19 protein-coding genes are annotated in these 16,256 nt (G+C 68.4%); 9 read left to right on the forward strand and 10 right to left on the reverse strand.

All coding sequences use genetic code 11. From position 1 onward, the window contains the following. The first annotated feature begins 139 nt into the window (after positions 1-139). From ACFPFG_RS06390 to ACFPFG_RS06420, 7 genes are read left to right on the forward strand one after another with little or no spacing between them, the layout of a single operon-like run. Positions 140-694, forward strand: a complete 555-nt coding sequence (locus ACFPFG_RS06390) for a PCC domain-containing protein (RefSeq protein WP_380105647.1) — start codon at positions 140-142, stop codon at positions 692-694. Beyond that, the gene (locus ACFPFG_RS06395; RefSeq protein ID WP_380105649.1) at positions 687-1,115 is read left to right on the forward strand and encodes a PPC domain-containing DNA-binding protein; all 429 of its coding nucleotides are present in this window, start codon (positions 687-689) and stop codon (positions 1,113-1,115) included. Before ACFPFG_RS06390 ends, ACFPFG_RS06395 begins: the two co-directional genes overlap by 8 nt. Next, positions 1,112-1,957, forward strand: a complete 846-nt coding sequence (locus ACFPFG_RS06400) for an SDR family NAD(P)-dependent oxidoreductase (protein ID WP_380105651.1) — start codon at positions 1,112-1,114, stop codon at positions 1,955-1,957. Before ACFPFG_RS06395 ends, ACFPFG_RS06400 begins: the two co-directional genes overlap by 4 nt. A gap of 28 nt (positions 1,958-1,985) precedes the next feature. Then, on the forward strand, positions 1,986-3,152 hold the full coding sequence (locus ACFPFG_RS06405) for an acetyl-CoA acetyltransferase (RefSeq protein ID WP_380105653.1): 1,167 nt from the start codon (positions 1,986-1,988) through the stop codon (positions 3,150-3,152). Next, entirely contained in the window at positions 3,149-4,816 is a 1,668-nt protein-coding gene (locus ACFPFG_RS06410) for an acyl-CoA synthetase (RefSeq protein ID WP_380105655.1), read from the forward strand. The genes ACFPFG_RS06405 and ACFPFG_RS06410 overlap by 4 nt, the downstream gene beginning before the upstream one ends. A 60-nt stretch (positions 4,817-4,876) precedes the next feature. Further along, the gene (locus tag ACFPFG_RS06415; protein WP_380105657.1) at positions 4,877-5,893 is read left to right on the forward strand and encodes a TRAP transporter substrate-binding protein; all 1,017 of its coding nucleotides are present in this window, start codon (positions 4,877-4,879) and stop codon (positions 5,891-5,893) included. Beyond that, a complete protein-coding gene (locus tag ACFPFG_RS06420) occupies positions 5,890-7,767 on the forward strand; it encodes a TRAP transporter large permease (RefSeq protein ID WP_380105659.1) in 1,878 nt (625 codons plus the stop codon). Before ACFPFG_RS06415 ends, ACFPFG_RS06420 begins: the two co-directional genes overlap by 4 nt. An 18-nt stretch (positions 7,768-7,785) precedes the next feature. Here ACFPFG_RS06420 and ACFPFG_RS06425 read toward each other — a convergent pair whose 3' ends face one another. Next, the gene (locus ACFPFG_RS06425) at positions 7,786-8,157 is read right to left on the reverse strand and encodes an oxidoreductase (protein WP_183018594.1); all 372 of its coding nucleotides are present in this window, start codon (positions 8,155-8,157) and stop codon (positions 7,786-7,788) included. 229 nt (positions 8,158-8,386) lie between these two features. Here ACFPFG_RS06425 and ACFPFG_RS06430 point away from each other — a divergent pair, with 229 nt between their 5' ends. Further along, positions 8,387-8,656, forward strand: a complete 270-nt coding sequence (locus tag ACFPFG_RS06430) for a type II toxin-antitoxin system Phd/YefM family antitoxin (protein WP_183018593.1) — start codon at positions 8,387-8,389, stop codon at positions 8,654-8,656. Beyond that, positions 8,653-9,063 carry a type II toxin-antitoxin system VapC family toxin gene (locus ACFPFG_RS06435; protein ID WP_183018592.1) on the forward strand — a complete coding sequence of 137 codons (411 nt, stop codon included), beginning with the start codon at positions 8,653-8,655 and terminating at the stop codon, positions 9,061-9,063. The genes ACFPFG_RS06430 and ACFPFG_RS06435 overlap by 4 nt, the downstream gene beginning before the upstream one ends. Before the next feature lie 94 nt (positions 9,064-9,157). On the opposite strand, the gene ACFPFG_RS06440 is transcribed toward ACFPFG_RS06435, so the two are convergent. The 9 genes from ACFPFG_RS06440 to ACFPFG_RS06480 form a co-directional block, all read right to left on the reverse strand. After that, positions 9,158-9,604, reverse strand: coding sequence for a hypothetical protein (locus tag ACFPFG_RS06440; protein WP_183018591.1), 447 nt, complete (start codon positions 9,602-9,604; stop codon positions 9,158-9,160). Between the two features lie 143 nt (positions 9,605-9,747). Next, positions 9,748-11,253 carry a cobyric acid synthase gene (locus ACFPFG_RS06445; RefSeq protein WP_183018590.1) on the reverse strand — a complete coding sequence of 502 codons (1,506 nt, stop codon included), beginning with the start codon at positions 11,251-11,253 and terminating at the stop codon, positions 9,748-9,750. Next, positions 11,240-12,283 (reverse strand): aminotransferase class I/II-fold pyridoxal phosphate-dependent enzyme, encoded by a 1,044-nt coding sequence (locus tag ACFPFG_RS06450; RefSeq protein WP_312378786.1) that lies wholly within the window; start codon positions 12,281-12,283, stop codon positions 11,240-11,242. The genes ACFPFG_RS06445 and ACFPFG_RS06450 overlap by 14 nt, the downstream gene beginning before the upstream one ends. Next, positions 12,280-13,362, reverse strand: a complete 1,083-nt coding sequence (cbiB, locus tag ACFPFG_RS06455; protein WP_197956798.1) for an adenosylcobinamide-phosphate synthase CbiB — start codon at positions 13,360-13,362, stop codon at positions 12,280-12,282. Before cbiB ends, ACFPFG_RS06450 begins: the two co-directional genes overlap by 4 nt. Beyond that, positions 13,359-14,066 carry a 5,6-dimethylbenzimidazole synthase gene (gene bluB / locus ACFPFG_RS06460; protein ID WP_183018587.1) on the reverse strand — a complete coding sequence of 236 codons (708 nt, stop codon included), beginning with the start codon at positions 14,064-14,066 and terminating at the stop codon, positions 13,359-13,361. Before bluB ends, cbiB begins: the two co-directional genes overlap by 4 nt. A gap of 39 nt (positions 14,067-14,105) precedes the next feature. Then, on the reverse strand, positions 14,106-14,675 hold the full coding sequence (gene cobO / locus ACFPFG_RS06465; protein ID WP_013803210.1) for a cob(I)yrinic acid a,c-diamide adenosyltransferase: 570 nt from the start codon (positions 14,673-14,675) through the stop codon (positions 14,106-14,108). A 63-nt stretch (positions 14,676-14,738) separates the two neighbouring features. Continuing rightward, positions 14,739-15,395, reverse strand: coding sequence for an aspartate/glutamate racemase family protein (locus tag ACFPFG_RS06470; RefSeq protein ID WP_197956799.1), 657 nt, complete (start codon positions 15,393-15,395; stop codon positions 14,739-14,741). A gap of 28 nt (positions 15,396-15,423) precedes the next feature. Then, positions 15,424-15,861, reverse strand: a complete 438-nt coding sequence (locus ACFPFG_RS06475) for a TA system VapC family ribonuclease toxin (protein ID WP_380105664.1) — start codon at positions 15,859-15,861, stop codon at positions 15,424-15,426. Then, positions 15,858-16,103 carry a DUF6364 family protein gene (locus tag ACFPFG_RS06480; protein ID WP_183018584.1) on the reverse strand — a complete coding sequence of 82 codons (246 nt, stop codon included), beginning with the start codon at positions 16,101-16,103 and terminating at the stop codon, positions 15,858-15,860. Before ACFPFG_RS06480 ends, ACFPFG_RS06475 begins: the two co-directional genes overlap by 4 nt. Positions 16,104-16,256: the final 153 nt, after the last annotated feature.

The following is a 16,256-nucleotide window of genomic DNA, read 5'->3' on the forward strand; positions in this document are numbered from 1 at the left end:
AGCCTCCGCAAATCGATCCATATGAATTGCAAATTTCCTTGCATTGAACCAGATCCCTAGACTGCGCTGCAGGCCTGTACGCACCATCCCGCGCCCAGGACAACACAAGCTGAATACAAAGCAGCAGCAGGAGACAAACATGCCAGAGCGCCTCGCGGGCCTGCCCAGGCCACGCACCCTCATACACCCCGGCCCCTGCAGCGCCGTGCGACTGGATCACCGGCAAGTGCCCGCTGCGCGCCACCTGCGGCTGGCCCTGGCGCCCGGGCTGACGCTGTTCGACGCCATCGTCGGTGCACTGTCATCGGCCAGCGTCGAGAGCGCCTCGCTGACCTTGCTGGAAGGCGATCTCGAAGACCTGGATTTCTGCGTGGCGCCACCCGATCGCAGCGGCCATGTCGTGGCCACCTACGGCCCGCCCGCGACACTGCGGTCCGCTAGGCTGCTGTTCGGCAACGCCACGCTGGGCTGCGCCGAAACAGGGCATCCGGCCGTGCACTGCCATGCCGTCTTCTCCAGCGCACAGGGCCACCTGCTCGGCGGCCATGTCATCACGCAGCGCTGCCGCATCGTCAATGCGCCCGTCAGCGCCCTGGCGACCTCGCTGGACGGGTTCGGACTGCGCATCGCCTACGACCCTGAAACGCGCATGTCCCTGATGCGTCCGGTCGCCGCGCAGGTCTGCCATGGCTGAGGCCTGCATGGTCGAGTCGGGCCGCATGGGCCGCGTCGCCTATGCACGCATTGCCCCCAACGAAGATCTGGTGCTGAGCGTGGAAAAGCTCTGCGCGCTGCAGGGCTTTCGCAACGCCTTCGTGCGCGGCGCCCTGGGCAGCCTGGTCGATGCCTGCCTGGCGCGCGCCGACGGCGGTTGCCTGTTGCTGCGAGGGCCGGCCATCGAGGTGGTCAGCCTCGCCGGTGAGGTGCGTTGCCAGGACGACGGCTCGCTGCGTGCCTGCCTGAGCGGCGTGGTCGCCGACACCACCGGCCAGGTGCATGGCGGCCCCTTCGTGGCCGGAGCCAACCCCGTCTGCATCACCTTCGAGCTGACCCTCGAAGAGTGGCTTCCCCAAACCCCTTCTGCCTTGACCTCGGATCCAGGAGCCTGTCCATGAACCAACGAGATTCCCATTCATCCCCCGCGCGCGTCGCCGTAGTCACCGGAGGGGCGCGCGGCATAGGCCGGTCCATCGGCGAATGGTTTCTACAGCGGGGCTGGCGCGTAGCGCTGCTGGACATCGACAGTGAAACACTGGAGCGCACGGCGCAGGACATGGACTGCCCAGCCCGGCTGCTGTGCCAGCACTGCGACGTCTCGGACCCGCAGCAGGTGCACGAAGCCGCCACCGCCGTCATAGCGCGCTGGGGCCGCGTGGATGCGCTGGTCAACAACGCCGGCGTGGCGGTCTTCAAGCCCGTGCTGGAGACATCGTTCGAGGAATGGCGCACGGTCATGGCCACCAACCTCGACGGCGCCTTTCTCTGCACGCAGGCCTTCGGTGCCCGTATGGCTCGCAACGAAGGCCACAGCGGCAGCGGCGGAGCCATCGTCAACATCGCCTCCATCTCAGGCCTGCGGGCCAGCACCCTGCGGGTTGCCTATGGCACAAGCAAGGCCGCGCTCATCCACATGACGCGCCAGCATGCAGTGGAACTGGGCAATCTGGGCGTGCGCGTCAACGTGATCGCGCCGGGGCCGGTGGAGACCGAGATGGCCAAGCTCGTGCACAGCGTCGCCATACGCTCCGACTACCACGACGCCATCCCGCTGGGCCGCTACGGCACACCACAGGAAATGGCAGAGGCCGTGGGCTTTCTGTGCAGCGATACGGCCAGCTTCATCAACGGCCAGGTGCTGGCCGTCGACGGCGGCTTCGATGCCGCAGGCGTGGGTCTGCCTACGCTGCGCCGCCGGCTGGCCGAGGCACCGGCAACAGTGCATTCCGCGCAGTCCTGAACACCGCCCGCACCACAGGAGCCACGCCATGAACCTACCCCGCATCATCGGCTGGGGCCACACGCCCTTCGGAAAGCATGCCGCAGCCGATGCCGAGCAACTGCTGCGTGACGCCATCGACCCGGCACTGCAAACCGCCGGCCTGGAGCCCCGGGACATCGACGGCATCTTCGTCGGCCACTTCAATGGCGGCCTCCTGCCTCAGGATTTCAGCGCCAGCCTGGTGGCCCTGGCCGTGCCTGAACTGCGCCATGTGCCCGCCACGCGCAGCGAGAACGCCTGCGCCACCGGCTCGGCTGCCATCTGGGCTGCGCTCGACGCCGTGCAGTCCGGCCGCATACGTTGCGCGCTGGTGGTGGGCTTCGAGATCATGAACGCACAGCCTGGGCAGAAAATTGCCGAGATCCTGCTGCGCTGCTCCTACGTGAAGGAGGAAGCTGCCACCCCGGCGGGCTTCGCAGGCGTGTTCGGGCAGATCGCCACCCGCTATTTCGAACGCTTCGGCGACCAGAGCGATGCGCTGGCAGCCATCGCGGCCAAGAACCATGCCAACGGCGTACACAACCCCTTCGCCCACATGCGGCGTGACCTGGGCCTGGACTTCTGCCGCCACGCCTCGGACAGGAACCCCTTCGTCGCAGGCCCGCTCAAGCGCTCGGACTGCTCGCTGGTCTCCGACGGCGCGGCCGCCCTGGTCATCTCGCGCGAGTCCTGCGGCAATGCCAGCGTGGCGCCCGTGCGCTGGCGCTCGCGCACCCAGGTCAACGACCTCCTACCCCTGTCGCGGCGGGACCCCACGCGCTTCGAAGGCGCCGCCCTGGCGTGGCAGCGCGGGCTGGCCGACGCAGGTGCCACGCTGGCCGACCTGGACTTCGTGGAAACACATGACTGCTTCACCATGGCCGAACTGCTGGAATACGAGGCCATGGGCCTGGCGCCACATGGCCAAGGCGCGCGCGCCATCCTCGACGGCAGCACATGCCGCGACGGGAGGCTGCCCGTCAACCCGTCGGGAGGACTCAAGTCGCGCGGCCATCCCATAGGCGCGACAGGCGTTTCCCAGCACGTGATGGCGGCCATGCAGCTGTCAGGCTCGGCCGGGGCCATGCAATTGCCCGCGCCCCGGCTGGGCGCCGTCTTCAACATGGGTGGTGCGGCCGTGGCCAACTACCTGAGCGTGCTGGAGGCCGCATGAACAGGCTTGCACCTGCGGACATCGCTGCAGTACCCGCGCCCCAGGCAGCCAACCTGTCGCTGCTGCTGTCGCAGACGGCCGCCCTGTTTCCCGACAGGCCTGGCCTGATCCAGGGCGACCGCCGCTGGACCTGGGCGCAGATCGATGCGCGCGTCAATGCGCTGGTCCAAGGCCTGCGTGCGCTAGGCATGCAGGCCGGTGACCGCCTGCTGGTGCAGTCGCGCAACGGCATTGCCCTGTTTGAAAGCTGCTGGGCCGCCTTCCGGCTCGGCGCCGTCTGGGTGCCGGTCAACTTCCGGCTTACACCATCCGAAGTGGCCTGGCTGGGCCACGCCAGCGGCGCCACCGCCATGCTGGCAGAAGAGGGCTTCGCCGGCCACGTGGACGCCGTGCGCGCCACCTCGCCACGGCTGCGGCAGGTGATCACCATCGGCCGGCCTCGCGAAAGCCAGGGCGAGCAGGACTACGAGCAATTGCTGCATGACAACGCAGGCGCTCCCGCATATACAGCACATGTGCATGCCGATACGCCGCTGTGGTTCTTCTACACCTCCGGCACCACAGGCCGGCCCAAGGCCGCGATGCTCACCCATGGACAGATGGCCTTCGTGGTGACCAACCACCTTGCCGACCTGATCCCGGGCACAGACGAGCGCGACTGCTCCATTGCCGTGGCACCGCTGTCGCACGGCGCAGGCATACATGCCCTGCTCAACGTGGCGCGCGGTGCGGCCACCGTGCTGCCCACCGCCGACCGGCTGAACCCTGCCGAGGTCTGGGAGCTGGTGCAGCGGCACCGGGTCACCAATCTCTTCACCGTGCCCACCATCGTCAAGCTGCTGGTGGAAGACCCCGCGGTGGACCGCTTCGACCACGGATCGCTGCGCTACGTGGTCTATGCGGGCGCGCCCATGTACCACGCCGACCAGCAGCGCGCATTGCACAAGCTGGGCCCGGTGCTGGTGCAGTACTTCGGCCTGGGCGAGGTGACGGGCTGCATCACCGTGCTGACGCCCTCCATGCACGCACTGGACGACGGGCACAGCGACGGCACCGCCGACACATTGATCGGAACCTGCGGGCGCCCGCGCACGGGCATGGAGGTCGCCATCCTCGACCGCCAGTTCCAGCCCGTGCCCACGGGCGCCATCGGCGAGATCTGCTGCCGCGGCCCCGCCGTCTTCGCGGGCTACCACGACAACCCCGAGGCCACGGCCCAGGCCTTTCGGGGCGGCTGGTTTCACACGGGCGATCTCGGGCGGCTGGACGAGCGGGGCCTGCTCTACATCACGGGGCGGGAGTCGGACATGTACATCTCGGGCGGCTCCAACGTCTATCCGCGCGAAGTCGAGGAGGCGCTGCTGACCCATCCCGCCGTCGCCGAGGTCGCCGTGCTCGGCATGCCCGACGCCACCTGGGGCGAGATCGGCGTGGCCGTGGTGGTCGCGCGGGGGGGTGCCAATGCCACCGCAGGAGCACTCACTGCCGAGGCGCTGCTGGCGCACCTGGAGGGCCGCTGCGCGCGCTATCGCTGGCCGCGCCAGTTCCACTTCTGGAACGCCCTGCCCCGCTCGGGCTACGGCAAGGTGGCCAAGAAGGACATACGCGAACGCCTGCTGCAGGACACGGCGCAGGGAAAGGAGCAGGCCGCCCCTATCCCGTGATGCGCCCCCGCGCGCCGCTTGCGCCCGAACGACACAAAGACAACACCCAGGAGACAAGCCATGACCCTTTCCCGACGCCACTTGCTGCACGGTGCCGCAGCCTGCGCCCTTCCTCTGGCCCTTTCACAGCGCAGCGCCTTCGCCAGCAAGGCCGAATTCCGCTACAAGTACGCCAACAACCTGCCCGCCACGCATCCCATGAACATCCGGGCCCTGCAGATGTCGCAGGCCATCCTGGCCGAGACCGGTGGACGGGTGGACATCCAGGTCTTCTCCAATGGGCAGCTCGGCTCGGACACCGATGTGCTAGGCCAGTTGCGCTCGGGAGGCGTGGAGTTCTTCACGCTGTCGGGCCTGATCCTGTCCACCCTGGTGCCGGCAGCCTCCATCAGCGGCGTGGGCTTTGCATTCGACGGCTATGACAGTGTCTGGAAGGCCATGGACGGCGAGCTGGGCGCCCATATCCGCGCACGCATCGCCCAGGCCAACCTGGTGGCCATGGAGCGCATCTGGGACAACGGTTTCCGGCAGATCACCTCCTCCACGCGCCCCATCGCGGGTCCCGCCGACCTCCAGGGCTTCAAGATCCGCGTGCCCGTCTCTCCGCTGTGGACCTCGATGTTCAAGGCGCTGGACAGCGCGCCCGCGTCCATCAACTTTGCCGAGGTCTATTCCTCGCTGCAGACGAAGATCGTGGACGGGCAGGAGAACCCGCTGGCCATCATCTCCACGGCCAAGCTCTACGAGGTGCAGAAGTACTGCTCGCTCACCAACCACATGTGGGACGGTTTCTGGTTCTTGGCCAACCGCCGCGCCTGGGAGAAGCTGCCCCCCGACCTGCGCGACATCGTGGCACGACACATCAATGCCGCAGGCCTGCGCGAACGCGACGATGTCGCCGAGCTCAACGCCGGCCTGCAAAAGGAGCTGGCCGCCAAGGGCCTGGCCTTCAACACCGCCGACACCGCCGCCTTTCGTGCGCGGTTGCGCAAGGCCGGCTTCTACGCCGAATGGAAGCGCAAGTACGGTGACCAAGCCTGGGCCATTCTCGAGCGCAGCGTCGGGGCGCTGGCATGACTGCGCCCCAGGACAAGCCCGCCCACGCCCCGCACGACGCCCGGACCGCGTGGGACCGCATCGACCGCTGGATGGGCGCGGCCGTGGCTTGCGCGGCGGGCCTGCTTGTGCTGGCCGATATCGCCGTGCTGTTTGCGGGAGTGGTGGCACGCTTTGTCTTCCACCAGCCACTGGTCTGGGCGGATGAACTGGCCTCCATGCTCTTCATCTGGCTGGCCATGCTGGGTGCCGTGATTGCACTGCGGCGCGCCGAGCACATGCGCATGACGGCCCTGCTCTCGCGCCTGTCGCCCGCGCGCCGGGCCCTGTTCGATGCCATCGGAACCTGTGCCACGCTGGCCTTTCTCGCCCTGGTGGCCTGGCCCGCCTGGGAATGGGCAGCGGACGAGCGATTCATTACCACGCCGGCGCTGGAAATCTCCAACATCTGGCGCGCTGCGGCACTGCCCGCCGGCATCGTGCTGATGGCTGCTTTCTCGGTGCTGCGCCTAGTGCGCAGCGGCGAAAAGGCGGCGGCCTGTAAGGCACTGGCCGTGGTGGCCGCCATCATGGCGGCGTTCGTGCTGGCAAACGGCATCTTCGACCTCTTCGAGGACCTGGGGCGCCTGAACCTGCTGGTCTTCTTCGTCGGCGTGGTCGCGGCCTGCGTGTTCGGCGGCGTGCCCATTGCCTTTGCCTTCGGCCTGGGAACGCTCGGCTATCTGGCCCTGGCCACGGACACCGCCCTGCCCGTGATCGTCGGGCGCATGGACGAAGGCATGTCCCACCTCATCCTGCTGGCCGTTCCGCTGTTCGTCTTCCTGGGACTGCTGATCGAGATGACGGGCATGGCGCGCGCCATGGTGGCTTTTCTCGCGGGCCTGCTCGGCCATGTACGCGGCGGCCTGTCCTATGTGCTTGTGGGGGCCATGTACCTGGTCTCGGGCATCTCGGGCTCCAAGGCCGCCGACATGGCGGCCGTGGCTCCGGCCCTGTTCCCCGAAATGCGCAAGCGCGGCGCGGACGAAGGCGATCTGGTGGCCCTGCTGTCGGCCACGGGCGCGCAGACGGAAACCGTGCCGCCCAGCCTGGTGCTGATCACCATCGGCTCAGTCACGGGCGTGTCCATTGCAGCGCTGTTCACGGGCGGACTGCTGCCGGCGCTGGCCCTGGGCCTGTCGCTGTGTGTGGTCGTCTGGTGGCGCTCGCGCCACGACCAGCCGCCGCAGACACAGCGCCAGCCCTGGTCGCAGATCGCGCGGCTCGGCTTCATCGCCCTGCCGGCACTGGCCCTGCCCTTCGTGATCCGCGCGGCCGTGGTCGAGGGCGTGGCCACGGCCACCGAAGTCTCGACCCTGGGCATTGCCTACGCGGCCATTGCGGGTCTGCTGATCTACCGCCAGTTTGACTGGCGCCGCCTGGGGCCCATGCTCGTGGCTACCGCATCGCTGTCGGGCGCCATCCTGCTCATCATCGGCACTGCCACGGCCATGGCATGGGGCCTGACCCAATCGGGCTTCTCGCGCTCGCTGGCCGAGGCGATGGCCGCCCTGCCCGGCGGGGCACCCGCGTTTCTCGCGGTCTCGCTACTGATCTTCGTCATCCTCGGATCGGTGCTGGAAGGCATACCCGCCATCGTGCTGTTCGGCCCGCTGCTGTTTCCCATCGCACGCGACCTGGGCATCCATGAAGTGCACTACGCCATCGTCGTCGTGCTCGCCATGGGCTTGGGCCTGTTCGCTCCGCCGCTGGGCGTGGGCTACTACGCAGCCTGCGCCATAGGACAGATCCACCCGGACAAGGGTTTGCGGCCCATCGTGGGCTACCTGCTGGCGCTGCTGCTGGGTACGGTGGCGGTGGCGGCCGTGCCCTGGCTGTCGATCGGGTTCCTGTAGAGGCGCGGCCGCCCCCGCTCAGGAATACTCCAGATCGCTGTGCTTGCTGGTCACCAGCCGGCCGGCCGACAGCGACATCATCAGCAGCGCAATCGCCTCATGCATGATCAGCGTGTGCGTGTTGCCGGTCTCCACCATCTTGCTGCGCAGCGATTCGCGCACCTGCACGGAGCCGGTCACGTCGATGATGACGTCCACCGCTGCATCCACCAGATCCATGAACCGTGTGGTGACCGGCACGCCACGCGCGCGCGCCAGTGCAATGCCGGGCTGGTCCAGGTCCAGGTCGGCCACCCCGAGCAACTGCACGAAGGGCGCGTCCAGCAACTGCTGCAGCAAGGGAGTGCCGGTCTGCCCCGCACCAATGACCACGATCCGGAAGGCTTGCATGGGTTGAATCCTTTTGCATATGGGAAGTACGGCGCCATCATAGAAATGCCTTGCCGGTGCGCGCCGGTCCGGGGCGGGTGGAATGGGTTTGTATGACCCAGGTCAAATCCGGTGGACAGGGGCGTGGTGGCGGACCCTCCATGCCCCTCCCAAATCACCGGTATCCGCGTTGGAGATTCGATACTGAATTCAGTACCATTCAACACATCGATGCCGATAAGGAGCCACCGTGCACAACACCTTGACTGCCGCAGAGCTCAAGCGCCGCGGCATGGCCGCCATTGAGGATGGACTTCGGCATGGCCCTGTCCACCTGATCAAGCGCAACCAGGCAACCGCGGTGGTGCTGTCCGAGCAGGAGTACCGGAAACTGCTGGAGCAGGCTCCGCAGCCGCACCACGGCATGACAGCGGTGCAATGGCTGCTGTCGCAACCCACCACAGGCGCACGCGAGAAGGCGGAGATCGATGCATTCCTGTCAGGGGAGCGCGACTGGTGATCGCCTTTTTTGATGCCAGCGCACTGATCTACCTGCTGCAGGCCCGAGAGCCTTTTGCCAGCCATGCCCGGGCCGAGCTCCAGGCGCTGCATACGGCCAATCCGGGCATGGCATCCGCCGTGAGCCGGCTGTCCTGGCTGGAGTGCCGCACCGGCCCCTTGAAGTCGAATGACTCGGTCGCGTTGGCGGTCTTCGACACCTTCTTTGCCCGGGCGGACCTGATCTGGGTGGAACTGAGCCGCGAGGTGGTGGAGTTGGCCACCGCGATCCGCGCGCGGCATGGACTGCGGACCCCCGATGCCCTGCACGCCGCCAGTTGCCTGCAACTGGGACCACACCACAGGCTCTTGACGGGGGACGCTGCCTTCCAGAGGGTTCATGGCCTGAACGTGGTGCTTCTGGCCTGAATGCAGCTGCCGCTGCCGCCTGTATTTCCCCACAAAAAAACCCACCGGCTTCGTGGCCCGGCGGGTTTTCCCGGGTGAGTAACAGCAGATGCTGTTATTGCCTTACCGGAACCTGTTCCGTGTATTCGCGCAGCACGCCGCCGCCTTCGACGGAGCCGCTGACCTGGCCGTCCTTGACGCGTTCCACGCAGGAGCGGCGGTCGCCTTCGTTCTTGAAGACATCGCAGCGGGCGACAGCGTTGCGCTGGAAGTGATCGCCCGACTGGACGCCGCCTCGGCGCGATTGTTCCTTGACGGCGGCGGCCTCGTGCTGGTCGGGGTCACGGCGGTCATAGCCGCGCTTGGCGGGGCCCTTGTGATCGGTATGTTGATCGGCGTGCTTCTTGTGGTGGTGATGGGGCTTTGCCTTTTCCGCAGCGGGCGGCGGCGGGGGCGGTGCGCCATCAGGCCCAGGGCCGGGCTGGGCGGTGGCCAGGCCGGCCATGCCCAGGACGGCAGCGCCAATACACAGCTGCAGGGGACGAATCCATGGGTTCTTCATAGCTTCACTCCATTCCTCGTGAAAAAAGTCAAGGCCCAAGCATGCGTGTTTTCCAGCTCCCCATTTATCGGTACAGCGCGGCTGCGCATGCAGGCCATGGCCTACAGCTTGCCGGACCCCCTGCACGCGGCTCCTGACCTGGGTCAAGCCTTGTGCGCAAACCAGCGCTGCACGCCTTCGGCCATGCGTGCGAAGACGCTGTCCAGCGTGGGCACCTCGGCGCCCCACAGGGCGCGCAGCACCTCGGCGTTCTCGAACAGGCCATGCCAGTAGCAGCCGGCGATGCGGCCATCGGGGCTGTGCCACAGCAGGCCGGGCACGGGCTCGGCCACGGCACTGCCTGCAGCCACCATGTCGGCGCGCACGCTGGTCTGGCCATGGTGAATCTCATAGACCCGGGCCTGGACGCCGGACAACGGCGCCAGCGCACCGGGCAGCGGTGGCAGGCGCACGCTGGCAGGCAGCACGGTCTTGTCCGGTGCGAACAGCGTGGTCAAGGGCAGCAGGCCCAGGCCGGCTGCGTTGCCGTCCACGCCATGCAGGTCGATCAGCGCCTCGCCCAGCATCTGCAGGCCGCCACAGATGCCCAGCACCTGCCGGCCTGCTGCGGCGTGGGCTGCGACGGCGGCGTCCAGGCCCTGGGAACGCATCCAGGCCAGATCGGCGGCGGTTGCCTTGGAGCCCGGCAGGATGACCCAGTCGGCGCCTGCCAGCTGGGCCGGCGTGCGCGCCCAGGCCACGCGCAGGCCCGGTACCTGCAGCAGGGGCTGGAATTCGTCGAGGTTGCTGATGCGCGGGTAGGCAATGATGGCGATGGTGGTGTGCACGGCGCGCCCCGCCCCTCCTCCAGAGCCACGGTCGTCAAAGACGCCATCCTCCTCCGGCAGGCCATGCTGGAACTGCATGGGGATGGTGGCCACGGTGGGCACGCCGGTGCGCTCCTGCAGCATCTGCGGGGCGGGCGCCAGCAGGCTGGCATCACCCCGGAATTTGTTGAGCACGAAGCCGCGGATCAGCGCCTGTTCGTCCGGCGGCAGCAGGGCCCAGGTGCCGTAGAGGTGGGCGAAGGCGCCGCCCCGGTCGATGTCGGATACCAGCAGGCAATGCGCGCCGCAGTGGCGCGCCACACGCATGTTGACGACGTCGCTGGCATGCAGGTTGATTTCTGCGGGGGAGCCTGCGCCTTCGATGACGACCACATCGTTGTCGGCACGCAGACTGTCCAGCGCCTCGGCGATCTGCGGCCAGACGCGGGCGCTGCGGCCGCGCCAGGGCAAGGCCGAGAGTTCCTCGCTGACCCGGCCCAGCAGCACGACCTGGCTGCGCATGTCGGCCTCGGGCTTGAGCAGCAGCGGGTTCATGCGCACATCGGGCGCGCAGCCTGCGGCCAGGGCCTGCAGGTACTGCGCCGTGCCGATCTCGCCCCAGGCACCGCCCGGCGCGGAGACCACGCGCGCGTTGTTGCTCATGTTCTGCGCCTTGAAGGGCGCCACCTTGTAGCCCTGGGCACGGTACCAGGCGCACAGCGCGGTGGCCACCCAGCTCTTGCCGGCGCCGCTGCTGGTGCCCAGCACCATCACGCACAGCGCGGGGCGCTGGCCGGGCGTGGGCAGGGGCAGGTTCACGGCGGCGGGTTCATTCGATTGCATGGTGCTTCTCCATTGGCTGCCAGGCGGCCAGCAAGGCGTTCTGGGATGCGGGCGCCAGCACGCCCATGCGCACGCAGCCGGGCAGGCCGAAGCTGTCGCAGTCACGCAGCTTGATGCCCTGCGCGCGCAGTTGGGCCAGGCGCGTCTGCATGGCGTCGCCCTGCCGTGCTTGCGGCCAGCGCGCCACAAAGTAATTGGCCTGCGAGCCGGGCAGTACCTGCCAGCCCAGGCGCTGCACCAGTTCGATCTGCTGCGCCTTCCAATCGCGCAGCCGTTGCAGGCTTTGCGCCAGCCATTGCCGGGTGGCCGGTGCGGTCCAGGCCGTGAGCATGGCCTCGCCATGGGCGCCCACGGGCCAGGATGGCGACAGGGCACGCAAGGCATCGATCTCGTCGTGCGGTACGGCTTCGGGCGCAATGGCGTAGGCCGCGCGCACGCCGGTCATGCCAAGGGCCTTGTTGGGGGTCCACATCTGCCAGGCATCGCGCACCTGGGCAGGCACGGCCGGTTCAATGCCCGGCTCCAACCTGAGGGGGGCATAGGCGCAGTCGATCACGCGCCAGGTGCCGGGCGGTGCGGGCTCGCTCCACAGGGGCCAGACATCCTCGGGCCGGCCCAGCGGGCTCGATGGCGCGCAGGCCCAGTGCAGGCCGGGGCCGGCCTCGGTGATGCCGTCGCGCGCGGCTTGGCGCAGGCGCCAGACCTGGGCGGCGTGGGCGTAGTCGCCGTAATGGTGGGCCGGCAGGCTGGCGACGGCCGCGCCTTCGCGCGCCGCATGCATGGTGATGCGGTGGATGAAGTCGCTGGCGCTGGCCGCGATGACGATGCGCTCGGCCGGCACGCCATGAAGGTCCGCCAGCCGTGCGCGCAACGCCGTGTAGTGCGGGTCCGGATACTGGGCCGCATGTGCCTGGGCCAGCATGTCCAGCGCCTGCGGGCAGGGTCCGCAGGCATTGCGGTTGGTGGAGAAATCGTGCGCGGGCACGCCCAGCGCGTCCGTGCCGCCGTGGATGACTGTCATTGGTTTCATGGTGTCTTTCCTACCATCACCCATCCAAGGACCAGGGCGACAGCCAGCCCGGCAGCCACCAGCATGGCCACCACGCGGCCCGCATGCGCCACGGCCTGCTGCAGCTCGGCCGCCTGCGGCACGCGGCCTGCGGGGTTGAGCACGTAGACGCCGGGCTTGCCCAGGCGCACGCCCAGCAGCCTTGCCATGGCGCCCATGGGCCAGCCGCCGTTGGGCGACGGGGTGATGCGCGCGTCCTGGCGCAGCGCACCCCAGCCCGGCCGCCGGCCAGCGGCCAGGCCGGACAAGGCCAGGAGCAAGGCGGTCAGGCGCGCCGGTATCCAGTTGAGCAGGTCATCGGCACGCGCCGTCCATTTGCCGGCCCATTGCCAGTGACGCCGGTCATCGCCCTGCCCGCGCCAGCCCGGGTAGCCCCACATGGCATCGGCCGTATTGGCAAAGCGGTAGAGGGCCGCGCCCGGCAGGCCGGCCACGGCAAACCAGAACAGCGGCGCCAGCACGGAGTCGCTGAGGTTCTCGGCCAGGGTTTCGATGGCGCTTTCGCGCACCTGGCCTGCGTCGAGCCGCGCCGTGTCCCGGCTGACCAGCCAGGTCAGGCGCTCGCGGCCTGCGGGCAGGGATTGCTGCAGTGCGGCTTCCACGGCCAGCACCTCGTCGCGCAGCATGCGCCAGGACAAAAGCGGCTTGAGCAGCACGCCCAGCACCAGGGCGCCCAGCCACCATGGCATGGGCGGCAGCAGCCACTGGATGAACGCGTAGATGGCGAAGAACAGCAGCGCCAGCAGGCACCAGGCGACTGCGCCCAGCGCAAAGCGTGGCCAGTCGCGCACATGTTCTTCGCGTGGGGCAATTCTTCGCCCAACCGCAGCCAGCAGCCGGCCCATGGCGACCACGGGGTGCATCCACACGGGCGGCTCGCCCCAGAGCCGGTCGATCAGCAGGGCCACGGGAACGGCCAGCGCGGCGGCCAGGGCGTGGCGCGCCCAGGGTTCGGACACAGGCTGCGACAGCGCCTGCCAGCACCACCACAGCGGGCTGAGCGCGGCGCCCAGCAGTTGCCAGGAAGAGCTGTCGCTCATGCCTGCGGCTGCGGACCGGCGGCGCGCTGGCCCCAGAAGTCGTCGTAGAGCATGTCCTGCAGCGGTGCGCGGCTGGCCCATTTCTGCTGCTGCAGCATGGGCTCGGCATAGTAGGCCGACACGGGGCCCAGGCACAGCACGGCCAGCGGCCGGCTGCCCACGGGCATTTGCAGCAGCGCGGCCAGCACCTCGGGATCGAACAGCGAGACCCAGCCCAGCCCCAGCCCCTCGGCACGCGCGGCCAGCCACAGGTTCTGGATGGCGCAGGCGGCCGAGGCCACGTCCATCTCCGGCAGGGTGCGCCGGCCGAAGACATGGGACTCACGCCCTGGCGGCATGGCCACGACCAGGACCTCCGCCGCATCCAGCACGCCCTGGACCTTGAGCTGCATGAAGTCTTCCTCGCGCTCGCCCAGCGCACGCGCGGTCTGCAGGCGTTCCTGCTCGATCACGGCATGGATCTCCTGGCGCAAATGCGCATCGCGCACGCGGATGAAGCGCCAGGGCTGCATGAAGCCGACGCTGGGCGCATGGTGGGCGGCGCGCAGCAGGCGCAGCAGCACCTCGGGCGCGACCTCGCCGCCGCAGAAGTGGCGCATGTCGCGCCGCTCATGGATGGCACGGTAGACGGCTGCCCGCTCGGCCTCGGCAAAGGGTTGGGCGGGAATGGTCTCTGGCGCCCGGGATTGCGTTTCGCTGCTCATGCCGCCATTGTCCGCCGCAGGCCGGGCCTGCGGGCGGCATCAGTCCTCAATACCACGCTGGGCGGGAATACCGGCCTGGAAGGCGTGCTTGACCAGTTCCATGCGCGTGACGGTATCGGCCACGGCAATGATTTCCTCGGGGCAGCGGCGACCCGTGAGCATGACGTGCACATGGCGCGGGCGGTCGGCCAGTGCCTGCAGCACAGGCTCCAGCGGCAGCCAGCCATAGATCAGCGGATAGGTGATTTCGTCGAGCACGACCAGGAAGTGATCACCCGAGAGGATGGCGGTGCGCGCACGCTCCCAGCCCTCGCGCGCGATCTGGGCCGACCGCTCATGGTCCTGGCTCTTCCAGCTGAAGCCGTCGCCCAGTCCCTCGATGGGCATGCCCAGCTGCTCGAACATGCGGTGCTCGCCAAAGCGCGCCGTGGGCACCTTCATGAACTGGAAGATCTTGACGGACTTGCCCCGGCCATGCGCGCGCAGGGCCAGGCCGAAGGCCGCCGTGCTCTTGCCCTTGCCGTCGCCGGTGTTCACCAGCACCAGGCCACGGCGTTCGCCTTCGGGCTTTTCATAGGGCTTTTCCGTCGGGGCCTGTTCGATCTGCATGGGTCTGTCATCCTCAAAAGTTGCACGCGCTGCGGTGGGCATGCGCCGCAGCGGAGCGCCACTTTAACCGAGGCGGGCGCCCAGCCGGCGCTGCAGGGCACGCACGGCGCTGTCCACCGTGGTGAGCACGGGCAGGCCCGTGGCGGCCTCGCAGGCGGCGCGGGCACGCGCCATGCTGAACTGGGCCAGCGCAATGCGCGTGCAGCCGCGCGCGGCCAGGGCCCTGGCCTGCTCGACCACCAGGCGGTCATGCGTGGCGGTGTCGCCCCGGTTGAGCGCGTCCATGGCGCCATCGGCCAGGGCAGGCACGAGTTCGATGCCGGCCGGAAACTCCGGCGGCATGGACTGCAGCGTGGGCGCGAAGCTGGAGATCAAACCCAAGGCTCCCTGCCGGCCCTGCACGGCCTCTTCGATCATGGCCTCGTTGGGCTTGAGCACGGGCAGCGGCGCATGGCGCGCGGCCACGGCCTCGATGCAGGGGCCAAAGGCCGAGCAGGTGAACAAGATCCCCTGCGCGCCCGTGTCCACGGCGTACTGCGCCAGGCGCTGGAAACGCTCGTGCATGGCGGCGTCCAGCCCGCGCCCGTTGCGCGCCAGGTCGGCCGAGAGGCTGTCGTCCAGCAGGTTCATGCGAACCGCCTCGGGCCAGTCGCGCGCAAAGGCTTCGTTGATGGGAGCGACGGAGTGGCTGAGGGCGTGGATGAGGGCGATGCGGGTCATGGATGGGGGAGTCTGGAATGGAAAGGAGTCATCGGGGCGACAGCCGGGTGAACTGGGAGCGCGGCAGCAGGCGCTTGAAATCGGCATCGAAGCTGACCACATGCTCGCCCTGGTGGATGGCGGCGGCGGCCAGCCATGCGTCCGGCACGTCGTTGGCGGCCAACGCCTTGTCGGCGCACAGTTGCCTCAGCGCCGGCCATTCGGAACCCAGCACGGCCTGCTCGACGCCTGGCGAGGCCAGCACTGCGTCGATGAAGCGCAAAGCCTCGGCCATGGGAGTCGGGTTGACGAAGATCTTCGGATGCGTGACCAGGCGCAGAAAGCTCGCCACCACCATGGGCTGCAATTTCAACAGCACGCCCTGGCTGGCATCGGCCATGGCCTGCTCCAGCCATTCGCGGGCCACCGAATGATGGGGGTGGTCGCTGCGCGATGCCGCCACCAGCAGGTTGACGTCGGGCGTCATGGCTGCTCGTTCTGGTCGGCGGCATCCAGCAGCGCGCGGTTGCTCAGTGCGTCCAGCCCCGGTGCCAGTCCGCCCTTGCCATGGTAGACGGGAAGGCGCACACGCCGGGCAGGTGCCTGGGCCTTGCGCAAACGCAATTGCAGGCCCTCTTCTATCAGGCGCGTCAGGCTGGTGTGCTGCTGTGCCGCATAGGTCTTCGCTTCGGTCAGCAATGCATCGTTGAGGTCAAGCGTGGTCTTCATGGCGGCCCCCGGAGCAGGAATTTCGTACAGATTTCCCGCACAGATCTTTGCAAAAATCTTTCGTACAGATTTCTGTATGTTAGGAAAATTCCACCGCCAGGGCAACCAGCCCGGCCTGCGCCCTTCAGATGCCCTGGGACGAGGAATGGGCGA

Source organism: Delftia deserti, assembly GCF_042653485.1.
Classification (GTDB): Bacteria; Pseudomonadota; Gammaproteobacteria; order Burkholderiales; family Burkholderiaceae_C; genus Comamonas; species Comamonas acidovorans.

Coding starts and splice junctions, on each gene's coding strand:
- ACFPFG_RS06390 (WP_380105647.1), top strand. CDS start 140: ATGCCAGAGCGCCTCGCGGGCCTGCCCAGGCCACGCACCCTCATACAC.
- ACFPFG_RS06395 (WP_380105649.1), top strand. CDS start 687: ATGGCTGAGGCCTGCATGGTCGAGTCGGGCCGCATGGGCCGCGTCGCC.
- ACFPFG_RS06400 (WP_380105651.1), top strand. CDS start 1,112: ATGAACCAACGAGATTCCCATTCATCCCCCGCGCGCGTCGCCGTAGTC.
- ACFPFG_RS06405 (WP_380105653.1), top strand. CDS start 1,986: ATGAACCTACCCCGCATCATCGGCTGGGGCCACACGCCCTTCGGAAAG.
- ACFPFG_RS06410 (WP_380105655.1), top strand. CDS start 3,149: ATGAACAGGCTTGCACCTGCGGACATCGCTGCAGTACCCGCGCCCCAG.
- ACFPFG_RS06415 (WP_380105657.1), top strand. CDS start 4,877: ATGACCCTTTCCCGACGCCACTTGCTGCACGGTGCCGCAGCCTGCGCC.
- ACFPFG_RS06420 (WP_380105659.1), top strand. CDS start 5,890: ATGACTGCGCCCCAGGACAAGCCCGCCCACGCCCCGCACGACGCCCGG.
- ACFPFG_RS06425 (WP_183018594.1), bottom strand. CDS start 8,157: ATGCAAGCCTTCCGGATCGTGGTCATTGGTGCGGGGCAGACCGGCACT.
- ACFPFG_RS06440 (WP_183018591.1), bottom strand. CDS start 9,604: ATGAAGAACCCATGGATTCGTCCCCTGCAGCTGTGTATTGGCGCTGCC.
- ACFPFG_RS06445 (WP_183018590.1), bottom strand. CDS start 11,253: ATGCAATCGAATGAACCCGCCGCCGTGAACCTGCCCCTGCCCACGCCC.
- ACFPFG_RS06450 (WP_312378786.1), bottom strand. CDS start 12,283: ATGAAACCAATGACAGTCATCCACGGCGGCACGGACGCGCTGGGCGTG.
- cbiB (WP_197956798.1), bottom strand. CDS start 13,362: ATGAGCGACAGCTCTTCCTGGCAACTGCTGGGCGCCGCGCTCAGCCCG.
- bluB (WP_183018587.1), bottom strand. CDS start 14,066: ATGAGCAGCGAAACGCAATCCCGGGCGCCAGAGACCATTCCCGCCCAA.
- cobO (WP_013803210.1), bottom strand. CDS start 14,675: ATGCAGATCGAACAGGCCCCGACGGAAAAGCCCTATGAAAAGCCCGAA.
- ACFPFG_RS06470 (WP_197956799.1), bottom strand. CDS start 15,395: ATGACCCGCATCGCCCTCATCCACGCCCTCAGCCACTCCGTCGCTCCC.
- ACFPFG_RS06475 (WP_380105664.1), bottom strand. CDS start 15,861: ATGACGCCCGACGTCAACCTGCTGGTGGCGGCATCGCGCAGCGACCAC.
- ACFPFG_RS06480 (WP_183018584.1), bottom strand. CDS start 16,103: ATGAAGACCACGCTTGACCTCAACGATGCATTGCTGACCGAAGCGAAG.